This window comes from Pseudomonas sp. P110(2024), from assembly GCF_057480795.1.
On the sequence record NZ_JBLIYT010000004.1, the window covers coordinates 281393 to 296698 of the forward strand.

13 protein-coding genes and 1 riboswitch are annotated in these 15306 nt (G+C 66.3%); of the genes, 7 read left to right on the top strand and 6 right to left on the bottom strand.

Going from position 1 to position 15306, the window contains the following annotated elements:
* Positions 1-59 precede the first annotated feature (59 nt).
* Positions 60-206, top strand: coding sequence for a type B 50S ribosomal protein L36 (gene ykgO / locus AC25ND_RS08675; protein ID WP_023632134.1), 147 nt, complete (start codon positions 60-62; stop codon positions 204-206).
* Between the two features lie 44 nt (positions 207-250).
* On the opposite strand, the gene AC25ND_RS08680 is transcribed toward ykgO, so the two are convergent.
* The 3 genes from AC25ND_RS08680 to AC25ND_RS08690 all read right to left on the bottom strand — a co-directional run bounded on the left by AC25ND_RS08680 (position 251) and on the right by AC25ND_RS08690 (position 4328).
* Positions 251-1705, bottom strand: a complete 1455-nt coding sequence (locus tag AC25ND_RS08680; RefSeq protein ID WP_486976241.1) for a PepSY domain-containing protein — start codon at positions 1703-1705, stop codon at positions 251-253.
* Positions 1706-1710: 5 nt separating this feature from the next.
* The gene (locus AC25ND_RS08685; protein WP_197866378.1) at positions 1711-3864 is read right to left on the bottom strand and encodes a TonB-dependent receptor; all 2154 of its coding nucleotides are present in this window, start codon (positions 3862-3864) and stop codon (positions 1711-1713) included.
* 74 nt (positions 3865-3938) lie between these two features.
* Positions 3939-4328: a DUF2946 family protein gene (locus AC25ND_RS08690; RefSeq protein ID WP_028689433.1), complete on the bottom strand. Its 390-nt coding sequence runs from the start codon at positions 4326-4328 to the stop codon at positions 3939-3941.
* A gap of 136 nt (positions 4329-4464) precedes the next feature.
* Positions 4465-4657: riboswitch (cobalamin riboswitch) on the top strand.
* Between the two features lie 90 nt (positions 4658-4747).
* On the opposite strand from AC25ND_RS08690, the gene AC25ND_RS08695 reads away from it, so the two are divergent.
* Genes AC25ND_RS08695 through AC25ND_RS08705 form a run of 3 tightly spaced genes read left to right on the top strand, consistent with a single transcriptional unit; the run spans position 4748 to position 8359 of the window.
* On the top strand, positions 4748-6703 hold the full coding sequence (locus AC25ND_RS08695; protein WP_186594994.1) for a TonB-dependent receptor plug domain-containing protein: 1956 nt from the start codon (positions 4748-4750) through the stop codon (positions 6701-6703).
* A gap of 11 nt (positions 6704-6714) precedes the next feature.
* Positions 6715-7443, top strand: a complete 729-nt coding sequence (locus tag AC25ND_RS08700) for a hypothetical protein (protein WP_036985845.1) — start codon at positions 6715-6717, stop codon at positions 7441-7443.
* Positions 7436-8359 (top strand): ABC transporter substrate-binding protein, encoded by a 924-nt coding sequence (locus AC25ND_RS08705; protein ID WP_062364247.1) that lies wholly within the window; start codon positions 7436-7438, stop codon positions 8357-8359. Before AC25ND_RS08700 ends, AC25ND_RS08705 begins: the two co-directional genes overlap by 8 nt.
* A gap of 5 nt (positions 8360-8364) precedes the next feature.
* On the opposite strand, the gene AC25ND_RS08710 is transcribed toward AC25ND_RS08705, so the two are convergent.
* Positions 8365-9723, bottom strand: coding sequence for an 8-oxoguanine deaminase (locus AC25ND_RS08710; protein ID WP_028689436.1), 1359 nt, complete (start codon positions 9721-9723; stop codon positions 8365-8367).
* A 575-nt stretch (positions 9724-10298) separates the two neighbouring features.
* On the opposite strand from AC25ND_RS08710, the gene AC25ND_RS08715 reads away from it, so the two are divergent.
* Positions 10299-13136 carry an HD domain-containing phosphohydrolase gene (locus AC25ND_RS08715; RefSeq protein WP_186594998.1) on the top strand — a complete coding sequence of 946 codons (2838 nt, stop codon included), beginning with the start codon at positions 10299-10301 and terminating at the stop codon, positions 13134-13136.
* A gap of 15 nt (positions 13137-13151) precedes the next feature.
* Here the strand turns inward: AC25ND_RS08715 and AC25ND_RS08720 are convergent, their stop codons facing one another.
* Both AC25ND_RS08720 and AC25ND_RS08725 read right to left on the bottom strand, forming a co-directional pair.
* Complete coding sequence (locus tag AC25ND_RS08720) at positions 13152-13505, bottom strand: hypothetical protein (RefSeq protein ID WP_028689439.1); 354 nt, start codon at positions 13503-13505, stop codon at positions 13152-13154.
* On the bottom strand, positions 13502-13870 hold the full coding sequence (locus AC25ND_RS08725; RefSeq protein ID WP_028689440.1) for a glyoxalase superfamily protein: 369 nt from the start codon (positions 13868-13870) through the stop codon (positions 13502-13504). The genes AC25ND_RS08720 and AC25ND_RS08725 overlap by 4 nt, the downstream gene beginning before the upstream one ends.
* A 284-nt stretch (positions 13871-14154) precedes the next feature.
* Here AC25ND_RS08725 and AC25ND_RS08730 point away from each other — a divergent pair, with 284 nt between their 5' ends.
* Both AC25ND_RS08730 and AC25ND_RS08735 read left to right on the top strand, forming a co-directional pair.
* Positions 14155-14988, top strand: a complete 834-nt coding sequence (locus AC25ND_RS08730) for an urease accessory protein UreD (protein WP_486976234.1) — start codon at positions 14155-14157, stop codon at positions 14986-14988.
* 11 nt (positions 14989-14999) lie between these two features.
* Positions 15000-15302, top strand: a complete 303-nt coding sequence (locus AC25ND_RS08735) for an urease subunit gamma (RefSeq protein ID WP_038706005.1) — start codon at positions 15000-15002, stop codon at positions 15300-15302.
* The last annotated feature ends 4 nt before the right edge of the window (positions 15303-15306 follow it).

Genomic DNA, 15306 nt, shown 5'->3' on the forward strand with positions numbered 1-15306 from the left:
GATTGGCAGATGAAAATGATTCGCGTTATTGTAATGTTATTACGTAGCCGGAGGTTCCTATGCAAGTACTGTCCTCACTCAAGCAAGCCAAGCGTCGTCATCGTGACTGCCAGGTGGTCAAGCGTCGTGGCCGGATCTATGTGATCTGCAAGTCCAATCCGCGGTTCAAGGCCCGGCAGGGCGGGGTGAAGAAGAAGCGGGGGTAGCCTGTAAGGTGAGCGAAGGGGGCCGCTTTGCGGCCCCAGTGACGTTAACGAAGCGTCCTGCGCAAACGCCGCCAACCCAGCACCACGCCACTGAGGGCAATCACCAACCCACCGCTGCTCAGGACGATGATCAGCCCTTCACGCAGCAGCGGCCGCGCCAGCAGCGGTTGCCAGTCCCAGCTGTGCAGCAGGTTGAACAACCAGCGCCCGGTGCGTTGCGCCCGGTCATGGTTGGCCACCATCATGCCGCTGGCCGGGTCCAGGTAGACCCAGGTAGCGGCCGAGTCATCGAAGCGCAGGCGCAGCACGGGCAATGGGCGGGATTGGAAACCGTACATGCTCTGCGGGTCGCGGGCGAAGTAGTGGAAGTCGTAAGCGCTCTGCCAGTCGTCTTGCACCGCAATGCCTGGGGCCATGGCCTGCGCGGCCGCCAGCAGCCGTTGCCGGGCAAACGCCCGGGTCGGCGGCGCGCCGTCTTCGAGGATACGGCTGTCGCCGTTGGCATTACGCGCCACCATGTAGTTGACGTCGGCCAGGCGCTGCCACTGCAACTCGACGGTGTTGAAACCTGCCTCCTCGCGCAACCGCGCCAACGCGGTGGCAACCGGCAGCTTGAGGTCGGCGGCGTGCAGCGGGCCGGGTTGCAGGGCGATCTGCGAACGGCTGTCGGTCAGGCCCCAGGGGCGCATCGACATCAAGCCGCTGAACACCCACAACACCAGCACCCCACCGAACAACAGCCCACCGATGTGGTGCCAGCGCAGCCAGCCTCCGGGGTAGGGGCTGCGCGAGCCGCTGCGATAGCGCTTGCGCAACCGCAGGCGCAGGATGCCCACCGCCATGCCCAGGATCGCCATCAGCGTACCGAGCACGGACAGGCCGATCACCAGCGTGCGCCAGCCGTTGTCGAAGCCGAACCCGCCGCGCAGGGGATAGAGCCAGTGCAGCCAGGCACCGACCCAGTTCCAGGCGCGTTCCTGCGCGGTGGCGTCGCGCACCACTTCACCGCTGCGCCCGGACAGGTACAGCCAGGTGCCGGCGGCATCGTCCACCCGCACCCGATGCAAGGGCCGGTCAGCGTCCAGGGCCCGGGAGTGGGTCCACATGTCCTCGTCCACCGTGCCTTGATAGGCCAGTGCCGAGTCACCGGCGTACTGCCGCGCATTGGCCAGGGCCCAGGCGGCATCCGCATGAACCAGGGGCTCGCCGCTGGTGGCATCAAGGGTGACGCGGCGACCGTCGGCCAGTTCCAGCAGGTAGTGTGCTTGCCCGCCCAGGCTGGTCAGACGCAGCGCCTTCAACGGCTGTTGCGCCCACTGCGTCGGCAGTTCGGCGCAGCATCCCGCCGGCAGTGCCGGCAGGTGGGCCAGGCGCTCGGCCGGGGTCAGCTTGGGGTAGCCGACATACAGCATGACCACCCCGGAGACGAACCACAGCGCCATGAACAGGCAGGCGACGCTGCCCAGCCAGCGGTGCCACAGGTACAGCTGGCGCTTCAGGCCCATCAGTAGCGCCACTGCACAGCCACTTCCAGGCTGCGCGGCTCACCCAGGTAGTACTGGGTGTTGGTCTGGTGGATGAAACGCGCATAGACCTCGTCGGTGAGATTGCGCAGCCGCGCGCTGAGCTGCACGTGCTTGTCCAGGTCGTGGGTCATGGACAGCCCATAGACGGTGTACGACGGCACCCAGGCGGTGTTGGCGGTGTTGGCGTACACCGACGACACATAGCGGGCGTCGGCGCCGACCTGCCAGCCCGGCGCCAGGTCGTAGGTCAGCCACAGGTTGGCGACCCGGTCGGGGATGTTCACCGGGTGCTTGCCCTTGCGCGAGTACACCACGCCGCCGATGGTCTCGTTGAACTCGTCGTACTCGGCGTTGACCCAGCTGAAGTTGCCCGCCGCCAGCAGCTTGGGCGTGACCTTGAACGAGGCCGCCAGCTCGAGGCCGGTGGAGGTCTGCTGGCCCGCCTGCTCGGTGGTGTTGGGCACGGTCGAGGAGGGCACCGAGATGTTCTTGCGCACGATGCGGTAGGCCGCCGCGGTGGCCGAACCGCGCCCGTCGAGGAAGTCGAACTTGCTGCCCACTTCCACCTGGCGCCCGGTGCTCAAGTCGAAGTCGCCGACCTGGCTGAGCGAGGCGCCAGTGAGCGAGCCGCCCGGCGGCTCGGCCGAGGTGCTGTACTGGGTGTACAGGCTGACATTGGACGTCAGGTCGTAGACCAGGCCCAGGCGCCCGGTGAAGGCGTCCCAACGCCGGTCCAGCTTGGCCCGGCTCACGTGGTCGACCACGTCGAAGTCGATATGGTCGTAGCGCAGTGCCGATATCAGCGACAGTTGGTCGGTCAGGCGGGTGCGGTTCTCGACAAAGCCCGCCGTGGTGTCGGTGGTAGTGCTGCGGCCTTTGGCGCGCGGCGCGTCCATGCCGGGGATGTCGAGGAAGTGGTCGGGCTGGAAGCCATTCGGGTCGATGATGTCGAAGGCACCTTTGGACAGCGGATAGGCGGTCTGCTGGTTGCGGCTGTAGTCCACGCCGAACGCCCAGTCGCTGGCCAGACCGAACAGCTGGCCTTGATGGGTCAATTCGGTGCGATTGCCGTTGACCTCCTGGTCGTGGCGCTGGCGGTAACCGCCGGAGCGGGCGATGTTGGTGTTGCTGGCGTTGTAGCGGTACACCTCGAGGTTGCGATAATCGCGCTGGCCGTTGTAGTGGTAGAAGGTGTTGCGCAGCTGGTTGCTGTCGTCGATGCGGTAGTCGGTGATCGAGCGCAGCCAGCGGGTGCGCTGCTCGTAGCGGCCGTCCTCGACGTTGTAGTTGTTGAAGCGATTGTGTTTGTCGATGTGCAGGGTGCCGACCGCCGGCTGCAACACCGGCGTGCCCCAGTACGGGCTGTCTTCCTTCTCTTCCAGGTACTCGATGGCCAGGGTGTGCGAGAGCTGCTCGTTGATGTCGCTGAGCAGCGAGAAGGCCAGGTTGCCGGCACCGTTCTCCTGGCGGTCGATGTAGCCATTGGTACTGGTGCGGCTGTAGTCGAGCCGCGCGTAGTGGCGCGGGCCGTCGCCGCTGTTGAGCGCCTTGTTGAAGCCGACCGAGGTTTCCAGGGTGTCGTAGCGGCCGTAGCTGACGCGGCCTTCGAAGCTGTCCTCATCGCGGTTGGCCAGTTTGGTGATCATGTTCAGGCTGCCGCCGACCGCGCCACTGCCGTTGAGGAACGACGAGGGGCCGCCGAGCAGTTCGACGCGGTCGTAGATCCACGCGCCAACCGGGCGCGCCGTGGCGCCGTACTGCAGGTTGATGCCGTTGAACAACTGGCTGATCTGGGCGCCGTTGAAACCACGGTAAGACACGTAGCCGCCCCAGCCGGGCGGTGCCGAGGCGTTGACCCCGGGCAGGGCGTTGGCGGCGTCCTGGAAGTTGCGCGCGCCGATGCGTTCCATGGTCTTGCGGTCGGCAACGCTGACCGAGGCGGGATTTTCGCGGGCGCTGAGGTTCAGCCGCGAGCCGCTTTCGATGGGGCGGTCAAGATCGAGCGTGGTGGCTTCTTTGGGTTGGTCGGCGGTGGCCGTGACGTTGCTGGCGGGCAGGGTCAGGGTGTCATCCTGCGCCCAGGCGCAGGTTGCGCTGCCTACGAGCAGCGCCAAAGTGGTCATGCGGAACATGCAAGGCTTCCTGGCTGAAATCGGTGGGCGCACGCCCGCTGCCGATCAGGCAGTAGTACTTGGGCGTGGCGATGTCAGAACGCGAGAAGCGAAGCGGGGGAGGCGCGCGGATTGACCAGGGGCCAGCGCTGCTTGGGCAGGGGCGGCGCGGGTTGTCTGGGTAAGGGTTTGCTCGACTCCCCGGCGAGCAAGGCCAGCAGGCCGAAGAACACCGCCAGCAGGGTGGCGCTGAACAGGCTGGCGATCACGCAGTCGCCGCCGGCAGGCAGCACCGGGTCGGTGATGTCCTGGTCGCCCTTGAACACGCCGCTGCTGTCGGCCGCGCACCAGGCGGCGTCATCCAGGCCGGCCAGGCGCAAGCCTGCCATCTGTCCATGGCCCATGGCGCACAGCAACGAGCCGAACAAGATGCTGAAATACAGCACCCAGGCGACTTGCGATCGTGTGTGGCGGGCCAGCTTCATCGGCAAAGCTCGAAGGGAATGGGTTAGGCGTGCGGATTCTACAACTTTTGACACATCTGCCTAGAGTGTTCCGGCGATAAAAAGCATTCGAAACGATACGCCTGCCTGGCTTGACGCCTCTGGGCCCCAGGTGTTCAGATGCCGACCGATTTCAGGTGTCCCATGCCGCCGCGCATGGGGTTAAACGGGAAACCGGTACGAGTCCGGTGCTGCCCCCGCAACGGTATGCAAGTGATGCCTTCGACAGACCACTGTGGCCAATGCGCCATGGGAAGGTGAAGGCGTCTAGTCTTGCGAGCCCGGAGACCGGCCTGGAATGTGGTAGGCAAACTCCTGCGGTGGGCGGGCATGGGCCGGTATTGGCGTGTGCGCGATCCGTGCTCCTGCGTGCTTCTGCGAAAGTCACTTTCGAGAAGAGCATGATTGCTGTGATTCACTCCCGACGTTTATCCCCCAAGGCCCGGACCCTGCTTCTGGGATGCCTGGCCAGTCCCCTGGCACTGGCCGAAAACACGCCCCTGGTCCTCGACCAGCAGATCGTCGTCGCGCCTTCGGTGGAGTCGACCAACGTCGCCGCCATGGCCCAGTACGGCAGCAAGGTCGAGATCGTCAGCCGTGAGCAGATCGAGCGCGCCGGCCCCGGCGCCGACATCACCCGGGTGATGCAGATGTTCATCCCCGGCTTCTACGTCGCGCCGAAGAACGGCCCGTTCGACTACGGCACCTATTCGCTGCTCGGCGGGCGTAACGACGACACCCTGATCCTGCTCGACGGCGTGCGCTTGAACAACCGCCTGTACGGCGGCCTGTACCTGGACACCCTGCCGGCCAACGCGGTGGAGCGCATCGAGGTGCTCAAGGGCGGCCAGAGCCTGTTATTCGGTACCCAGGCGGTGGCCGGGGTGATCAATATCGTCACCCGCAGCCCGCAGAGCCGCGAGGCTTCGGGTGAGGTCAACCTGGGCCTGGACAGCTTCGCCGGCAGCAGCAAGGACGCCCGCGTCGAGCGGATCTTCAGTAACGGCTTCGGCGACCTGGGCCTGCTGGCCTATGTCAGCCACAACGTCTCTGATGGCTACCAGCCGTTTCGCAACCGCGACTACAGCGGCAACGTCAGCGACAAGAAACGCGGTTACGAGGTGACCACCTTCGGCGGCAAGGCGGTCCAGGCCTTCGGCGACGATGCGCGGCTGGAACTGTTCTACCAGTACACCGACGCCAACCTTGATTTCGCCCGGCCAGTGAACAACTACAAGACCACCAACGACCGCGTGCAGCAGATCGCCACGGCGACCTTCGAGCAGCGCCTCAACGAGCGCCTGAGCTACTTCATCAAGGGCCACGTCAACGATTGGGACACCCGCTACACCCGCATCAACAACCGTGACGATGGCAGCCGTAACGTGGTCAACCACGACGACTACTGGGGTTTCACCGACTGGGGCGTGCAGGCCGAGGGCAAGGCCGAACTCGACGGCGGCCATGTGCTGGTGTTCGGTTCCGACAACCAGTGGTTCAAGGGCCAGGACGATGTGCTGGTGATCGACGACAACAAGGCCCAGGCCAATGCGCTGTATGCCCAGCTGCGGCCCAGGATCGAGGCCTTGCCGGACTGGCACCCGAGCCTTGGCGTGCGCCACGAGGCCATGAGCGGCGGCGACAGCGCCACCGTCGGCATGCTTACCTCGCTGTACGACCTGAACGACAACTGGCAACTGCGTGGCCAGTACGGCAGCGCCTACAAGCTGCCCAACGCCGAGCAGCTGTTCGTCAACGAGCCCGGCGACGAGATCGGCAACCGCGACCTCAAGCCCGAGAAGAGCCGCAACGCCGAGCTTGGCCTGGACTACCACGGCCTGCTTCTGGCGCGCGAATTCAGCGCCAGTGTCACCGTGTTCCGGCGCAAGATCACCGACCTGATCACCCTGGACGGCAGCCAGTGGGTGAACGGCCAGGGCCAGGTGCAGATGCGGGGTTTCGAGGCCGATGCACGTATCCAGCTCGACGACCAATGGAGCCTGCAGGCCGACATGACCCGTAACCTCACCGAGTCGCGCACCGGGGCGACGATCAACGACGTGCCGAGTTTTTTCGCCCGCTCGCGGCTCGGCTACGAATCGGCGGACCGCATGTGGGGTGCCGGAGGGGCCATTCGCTACATTCGCGATGTGGTCAGCTCCAAGGGCGTCGAGTACGGCCATTACTCGGTGGTCGACGTCGATGCCTACCGCTACCTGGACGGTGCCCGCCAGCACCGGTTGAGCCTGCTGGTGGAGAACCTGTTCGACCGCGACTATGTCACCAGCCGGGCGAGCAACGTCGACAATCTCGGACGGCCGTTCACCAGCGAACTGCGGTACACCTACACCTTCTGAGGGGCGTGAGCATGGACTACCAGCGCGTGTTGTTCGTCGGCCCTGGCCTGGGCGTTGGCTCTGCGGCCGAAGCCTTTGGCGCCGAGGTCCGCGACCTGCGTGGCCGCGAGGCGGGCCGGGATATCGTAGATACCCTGGAGGGCTTCGATGGGCTGTGGGTGGTTATCCGCGAGGCCCTTGACCAGGGTGTTGAGCGCTTGCTGGTAGTGGACCTGGAACCCACCTCGGACAGCGCCTACCTTGACTGGCTGCGCGATGAGCTGGGGCGTCTGGCGCAAGGTCGGGCCGGTGTCTGGGTCACGGCCCAGGCCTTGGGCCGTCGCGGCCTGGACGCGCGGGCGGCCTGTGCCAGCATCGGTGAGCACACCCGCCACCTGCCGTGCGACCAGGTCAACGCGGTGGCCAGCGATCCGGACTGGTCGCGTGTGCCCGAGCATGCTCGCCAAGTGTTCCTGTGCACCGGCCCGCGCTGTGTGCGGCGCGGTGCCTTGCCGTTGTGGAAACGCCTGCGCCGGCGGCTGCTGGACCATGACTTGATCGAGACGCCGGGCGGCGTGCTGCTGACTCGCACTGGTTGCCAGTTCCCCTGCAACCTGGGGCCAGTACTGACGGTGCACCCGGACGGCTGCTGGTATCGGGTACGTGATGATCGGGAGGTGGAGGAATTGGTGGAAATGCATCTACAGGGCGCAAGGATCGCCGAAAGACTGCTGATCAAAGGAGGGGCTGGCGATGCGTAGCGCCTGGCTGCTGTCGTTGGCCTTGTGCTGTGGCACACCGGTCCTGGCCGACAGCTATCGCAACTGTGGGCAGGACTGGCAACGGCCCGCTGCGGCGCCTGCGCGTATCGTCGCCCTCAACCAGCACGCGGCCGACCTGCTGCTCGCCCTCGGCGCCGGGCCATCGATGGTCGGCGTGGCCTACCTGGACGACAACGGCGCCGCCTACACGCAGGGCCGCTACCAGGGCGTGCCGGTGATCGCCCGGGAGTACCCGGCCAGCGAGGTGCTGTATGCGCAAAGGCCTGACCTGGTGGTCGGCGGATTCGCCTCGGCCTTTGGCGACGGGGTCAGCTCGCGAACTCGGCTGGCCGGCAACGGGATCTCCAGCTATTTGCTTGAATCGGCCTGTGCCGGCCATTCGCTGGATTACTACGCCCATGTCCGGCGTGACCTGACCCTCCTCGGCGAGCTGCTGGGCCGGCAGGCAAGGGCCCAGGCGCTGATCGAAGCGATGGACGCGGACCTGGCGCGGGCCAGGGCGATTGTTGCGAACGGCAGGCCGTTGTCGGTGTTCTACCTCGACAGTGAGGTCCGGGGGCTGGACAGCGAAGGCGGGCGGGGTTTCGTCACGCCGTTGCTGGCCGCCGCCGGAGCGCGCAACGTGCTCGGTGGGCTTGACCAGTATCGCGTGACAGTCAGCCGCGAGTCGCTGCTGAGCAGCGACCCCGATGTGATCCTGCTGGCCGACGCCCTGTGGTCGCCGGCCAGTCGCAAGCGTCAGTTGCTGACCCGCGACCCGGTGCTCTCGAGCCTGCGGGCGGTGCGCGAGAACCGCTTGATCGATATCCCATTCACTGAGTTGGTGCCGACGCCGGCCAGCGGGCGGGTGGCCCTGGAGCTGGCGCAGCGGCTCAGGGAAATGGCTATTCCATAGCTGGCCTACTCGCCGATGACCAACTGTCGCGCCAACTGGTTGTGACGCTCCAGTACCCGCGGCAGGTCGACGGTGGTGATGCGTCCGTCCTGCACCACCACGCGCCCGTTGATCACGCTGGTGTCGACATGGGTCGGGGTACAGAACACCAGCGCTGCCAGCGGGTCATGCAGGGCGCCGGCATAGGCCACATGACCCAGGTCGAAGGCCACGAAGTCGGCGACCATGCCTGGGGCGAGGGCGCCGATATCGTTGCGGTTGAGTACCTTGGCACCGCCCAAGGTGGCGATCTCCAGCGCCTCGCGGGCGGTCATCGCATCTGGCCCGAAACCGACCCGTTGCAGCAGCAGCGCCTGGCGCACCTCGCCGATCATGCTGGCGCCGTCGTTGGACGCCGAACCATCGACCCCCAGGCCCACCGGCACGCCGTGGTCGCGCATCTTGCGGATAGGCGCGATACCCGAAGCCAGGCGCATGTTCGAGCACGGGCAGTGGGCGACGCCGGTGCCGGTGCGGGCGAACAGCTCGATGCCATGCTGGTCGAGCTGCACGCAGTGGGCGTGCCACACGTCGTGGCCGACCCAGCCCAGGTCCTCGGCGTACTCGGCCGGGGTCATGCCGAACTTCTCGCGGCTGTAGGCGATGTCGTTGACGTTCTCCGCCAGGTGGGTGTGTAGCGACACGCCATACTGACGGGCCAGCACCGCCGCCTCGCGCATCAGGTCGCGGCTGACCGAGAACGGCGAGCAGGGCGCCACCACCACACGCAGCATCGAGCCGTGGCGGGCATCGTGGTAGTCCTCGATCAGACGCTGCGACTCCTTGAGGATGTCGCTTTCCTTCTCCACCACCGAATCCGGCGGCAGGCCGCCCTGGCTGCGGCCGACGCTCATGCTGCCGCGGGCGGCGTGAAAGCGCATGCCGATCTGCTCGGCGGCGTGGATGCTGTCGTCGAGCTTGCAACCGTTGGGGTAGATGTACAGGTGGTCGCTGGAGGTGGTGCAGCCCGAGAGGATCAGCTCGGCCATGGCGGTCTGGGTCGATACCGAGATCATCTCCGGGGTCAGCCGCGCCCAGATCGGGTAGAGGTTGGTCAGCCAGTTGAACAGCTCGCCGTCCTGGGCCGCTGGCACCACGCGGGTAAGGCTCTGGTACATGTGGTGGTGGGTGTTGACCAGGCCAGGGATGACCACCTTGCCGGTCATGTCGAGGATCACGTCGGCGTGCTGTGGCAGGGTATCGCTGGGGCCGACCTGCTTGATCACGTTGTCTTCGATGTAGAGCCCGCCGCGTTTGATCTCGCGGCGCTCGCCGTCCATGGTCACCAGCAGTTCGGCGTTCTTGACCAGTAGTGTCTTGGGCATGAGGGTCCCCTCCCGGTTGGGGTGTGTTTTCTGAGTGTAGGGAGGCACCCGGCGTTCGCACCGGGCGCGACTGAGCTGTCAGGCGCGGCGAGGCCGGGCGTCGAAAGCTGGGGCGAACGATGTGCCGTGCACGCGTAGCGCCGGTGAGGGCATTGGCAGCGTGTGGGCAGACGGTAGCAGGACGGATGCGGCGTTCAGGACGCACGGCATTCGAGCAGGGAACCCGATGAGGGTGGGCGGTAGCGGATGTCGCATGGCTTGTGCCTGTCGCAATACGCAACGGCGATGACCGTTGTCGTAGGCGCCGCGTAGTGTAAACAGAATTGCTTTTTTTTGTATACGGGATATTTGCCGGCGAGCCCACGAATGCCATGAAGACGGCGTGGGCGATGGGGGCACTGCATGCTTGATGCCGATATGCCAGTATGCGACTGTCTCGCTGCCGACTACGCTGTGGCCGGCATGTTCGCATTGGCTGATTACACTGTGGAAATCACCACACGGGGAGTACCTGGAATGGGCTGCGCGTTGATCGAGCATGCGCCAAGGCGGGTGTCTGCGGGGGGCAGGCATTGATGAACAACCGTGGCCGGAGTATTTCCCTGCAGTGGCTGGTGGCGCTGGCGATCATGCTGGGCATGCTGGCGCTTGGCTCGGCCCTGGCCTGGCAGGGTTACCTGGGTGTGCGCCAGACGCTGGTGGCCGCCGCTGGTGATGCCGCCCAGCAGGTCGGCAGGACCATCGACGAGCGCGCCCGGCGCCTGGTCGATCCGGTGCAGAGCAGTATCCGCCTGCTGGCCTTCGATGGCTCTGCGGGCACAATGGCGCAGCACCTGGAGCGCCTGCCGCAACTGGTCGAGACCCTGCGCGCCAATCGCATGCTCAGTGCTGCCTACCTTGGTTATCCCAATGGCGAGTTCCTGCTGGTCCGTCGCCTGCGTGATCCACAGTTACTGCAGCGCTTCGCGGCCCCGGCGAATACGACGTTCCTGGTGCAGACCGTCAGCCTTGGCGCAGACGGTGCGTTGCACGGCGAATGGCGTTTCTATGACCAGGCAATGACCCTGCTGCTGCAACAGCCCAAACCGGATTATCACTACGATCCGCGCCAACGGCCTTGGTTCGTCGAAGCCTCGGCGCAATCCACCACTGTGCTCACCCGCCCTTATGTGTTCTTCACCACCCGCGAGATCGGCCTGACCATGGCCCAGCGTAGCGTCGATGGCGCGGCGGTGATTGGCATGGACGTCTCGATCACCGACCTGGCCAGCGAGAGCCGCGACCTGCGCATGACCGCCGGCACCGAGATCGCCGTGGTCGATGACCAGGGCAGCGTGGTGGCTTATCCGGACCTGCAACGGGTGATCGTTCGCGAGGGCGACGCGGTGCGTCTGTCGCGCATTGATGAGCTGGGTATTGCCAGCCTTGCGCGGGTCCACACCGATGCTCTCCAGGGTACGCGTCCACAGGCGTACCAGGTCGAGGGGAAGACCTGGTACGGCATGCGCGTGCCGCTGACCACCGTGGCCGGGCAGGACCTGCAGCTGCTGATCGCCGTGCCGGCCCATGAGCTGCTAGCCGGAGCGCGCCAGGTGCTGTTCGAGCAACTGCTCTGGGCCGCGGCGCTGGCGGCCGTGCTGTTGCTGCTTGGTGGCTTGCTGGGCCGGCGTATCGGTCGCCCGCTGCGGCGGCTCACCGAGCAGGTGCAGGGCCTGGCCGGTTTTGATTTCAGCCGCGAGGTGGGGGTGCTCTCGCGGGTCTCGGAGGTGCGTGAGCTGAGCCGGGTGCTGAGCCGCATGTCCGGTACCATCCGCAACTTCCAGGCGATCACACTCACCCTCAGCCGCGAGACCCAGCTCGAACGCATGCTCGACAGCGTGCTCAACCATCTGGTGGCCGCCGCCAGCGCCAGTGCCGGTGCGGTGTACCTGTACGACGCGGACAACGCTCGCCTGCGCCTGGCCGCGGCCTGCCGGGCACAGGACTATCCGGGAGAGCTGGCGGTCCACGAAGAGGATCATCAGGATCTGGCCAGCGCCGTGACCCAGGCCCTGTCGCTGCAAGGGCGCAGCCTGGCGGTGGTACTCAACGACCGTGGCCAGGCGCTGCTCGGCATCCTGGTGCTGCAACTGGAGGACGAACATGCAGGGCAGGCGTTCCGGCGTTTCGTCGACGAGTTGTCCGGCGCCGCCGCCATGGCCATCGAGACGCGTCAGTTGATCGAGTCCCAGCAGCGCCTGCTGGATGCCATGATCAAGCTGCTGGCCGATGCCATCGACGCCAAGAGCCCCTATACCGGCGGCCATTGCGAGCGCGTGCCGCAGCTGGCGCAGATGCTCCTGGACCAGGCCGTTCAGGCCGACAGCGGCCCCTATGCCGCCTTCACCATGAACGAGGCCGAGCGCTACGAGTTTCGCGTGGCCGCCTGGCTGCACGATTGCGGCAAGATCACCAGCCCCGAGTACGTGGTGGACAAGGCGACCAAACTCGAGACCCTGTACAACCGCGTCCATGAGGTGCGGATGCGCTTCGAAGTGCTCTGGCGCGACAGCGAGATCGCCTATTGGCAAAGCGTGGCCAATGGCGACGACGAGGCGGTGCTGCGACGCCAGCTGGAACAAAGCCGGGCCGAGTTGCAGGACGAGTTCGCCTTCGTCGCCAACGCCAATATTGGCGGCGAGTTCATGCAGGAGGCCGACATCGAGCGCCTGCGCCTTATCGGCCAGCGCCGCTGGCTGCGGCACTTCGACAACCGCCTGGGCATCTCCCGCGACGAGGCCGCGTGCTTCGCCGACACGCCACCCGCGCCCTTGCCGGTGGAGGAGCCGCTGCTTGCCGACCGCGACGAGCACCAGGTGCCCTGGGGGCCGCGCAAGCCACCGGTGGCCAAGGACGATCCGCGTAACTGCTGGGGCTTCGATATGCGCCTGCCGGCCCATGCCAGCAACCACGGCGAGCTGTACAACCTGTCGATCCGCCGGGGCACGCTCAACGACGAGGAGCGCTTCAAGATCAACGAGCACATCGTGCAGACCATCATCATGCTCAGCGCCTTGCCGTTTCCGCGTCAGCTGCGGCGTGTGCCGGCGATTGCCGGCAACCACCACGAGAAGATGGACGGCAGCGGCTATCCACGCCGGCTCGGCCAGGACGCGCTGGGCATTCCCGAGCGGGTGATGGCGATCGCCGACATTTTCGAGGCGCTGACGGCGGCGGATCGGCCGTACAAGGCGCCCAAGACCTTGTCCGAGTCGGTGAAGATCCTGGTCTTCATGGCGCGTGACAACCATCTCGACGGGCAGTTGCTGCGGCTGTTTCTCAGCTCCGGCGTGTACCGGCAGTATGCCGAGCAGTTCCTGCGCCCCGAGCAGATCGACGAGGTGGACGTGGCCTACTGGCTGACGCAACTGTAGGCGTTGCCGGGCCTGTCAACGCAGGCGCCGGTTCCAGTCGCCCCCGTGATCGCGCCAGCAGGCTTCCTCGCTGTCGAAACGCACGTGCCAGGCCACATGATCCAGCACGATTCCAGCATCCGCCAGCGCCTGGGCCGTCAGTGCGATCATCCGCGCCTTGTCCGCGCCGGCCAGGGCCCGGGCCTTGTCGGTGTCGTCGGTGAAGACCCAGGTGATGCGCAGGCTGGCGGGGAAGTCGTCGAGGTCTACCTGGTGGGTGAGCCAGGCGAAGCCGACGATCTCGCCCTGGGCGGTGGCGCAGGCTTCGGTCAGGCAGGCGACCATTTCCCGCTCCAGGCGCGCCAAGGCACGTTTGCCTGTAGCCATCAGACGTTGTCGATCTGCTGGCAGAAGCGAAGTCGGTTGCCGAACGGGTCGACCACCTGCATTTCCAGGCCCCAGTCGACCGCCTCGGCTTGTGGGCGCGCATAGCCATAGCGCTTGGCCATGAGCTCGCCCTCCAGGGCCTTGAGGTCCTCGACCCGGGCGAACACCGCCGCGCCCGGCGTAGCGTCGCCGTGGTGCTCGGACAGGTGCAGGATCAGGCCGTCGCGGTGAACCTGCATGTACAGCGGCAGGTCCGGGGCAAACCGGTGTTCCCAGTCGAGCTGGAAACCGAGGAAATCGAGGTAGAACTCCCGGGCTTTGTCGACCGAGAAGATCCGCAGGATCGGAATGGCGGGGGCGAATTGCATCAAGGCGTCCTTGGCTCGAAAAAGGGCAGGGTGGTCACTTTAGCGCAGTTCGCCACGGAGGCTGGCACTTGAATTGCGCACCGGGGCGCAGCCGCTCTGGGCCGCAGCCTCGCGGCGTGACTGGCGGTCCGAAAGTTTCATCATCGTTCATCTGCGCAGTTGGCCCGTTCCCTGCTATATCCCCTCAGCGAATATTGATCGAGCGGTCAGCCCGGCGTGCCCGAAAGCCCCCCGCGCTTGACCCTCAATCCGGCCGCCAGGCCACGGATTTCAGGGGTTCCAGGATGTCGTTGGCGCAACAGATCGACCCACCGCAGGCAGACCCGGGCTGGAGCGCCCATCTGCAGTTGCGCTTTGTCCAGCGTGAAGGCGTGACCCGCCTTGGTGCGCGCCGTCATGTCGGACCTCTTTTGGTGCAGCGGCCGTTCTATCCGGAGGGTGCACCGTGCCATGTCTATGTGCTGCACCCGCCCGGGGGGATCGTCGCCGGTGACCGGCTGGAACTGGACATCCACCTGGAGGCCGGCAGCCACGCCTTGCTGACCATGCCCGGCGCCAGCAAGTTCTACCGCAGCATCGGCCCCACCGCACGGCTGGCCCAGCGCTTTCACCTCGCCACCGGCAGCACCCTGGAGTGGCTGCCCCAGGACAGCATTTTCTTCAACGGCGCCCGAGCCCGCCTGGACAGCCGTTTCACCCTCGAGCCCGGTGCCCGCTTGCTGGCCTGGGAGACGCTGTGCCTGGGCCGCCTGGTGATGAACGAACGCTTCGAGCAGGGCGCCCTGGACAGCCGGCTACTTATCGAATTGCCTGGTGAGCCCGGGCTGCACGAGCGCCTGCGTATCGAAGGCGGGCAACTGGACAAACTGGCCGGGCACCCGCTGGTCGCCACGTTCTGCGCCGCGCCGGCCGACCAGGCGCTGCTTGAGCAGGTACGCCAGGCCCTCGACGAACTGGCCACGCCCGCCGGCGCGACCCTGCTCGGCCCGCTGCTGGTGATCCGCCTGCTCGACCACGACAACCAACACCTGCAACGCAACCTGCAGCGCCTCTGGCACCTGCTGCGCCCGGCCGTGCTCGGCCTGGCGCCGTGCCCGCCGCGCATCTGGGCCACCTGAAGAGAGCCGCCATGGAGCTGACCCCGCGAGAGAAAGACAAACTGCTGCTGTTCACCGCCGCCTTGCTGGCCGAGCGGCGTCTGGCCCGTGGCCTGAAACTCAATTACCCGGAAGCGGTGGCACTGATCAGCGCCGCCGTGCTCGAAGGCGCCCGCGATGGCCGCACGGTGGCCGAGCTGATGAGCCTGGGCCGCGAGGTGCTGGTGCGCGAGCAGGTGATGGCTGGCGTGCCGGAGATGCTGCACGACGTCCAGGTCGAGGCGACCTTCCCCGACGGCACCAAGCTGGTGACCGTGCATGAACCCATCGTTTGAGGAG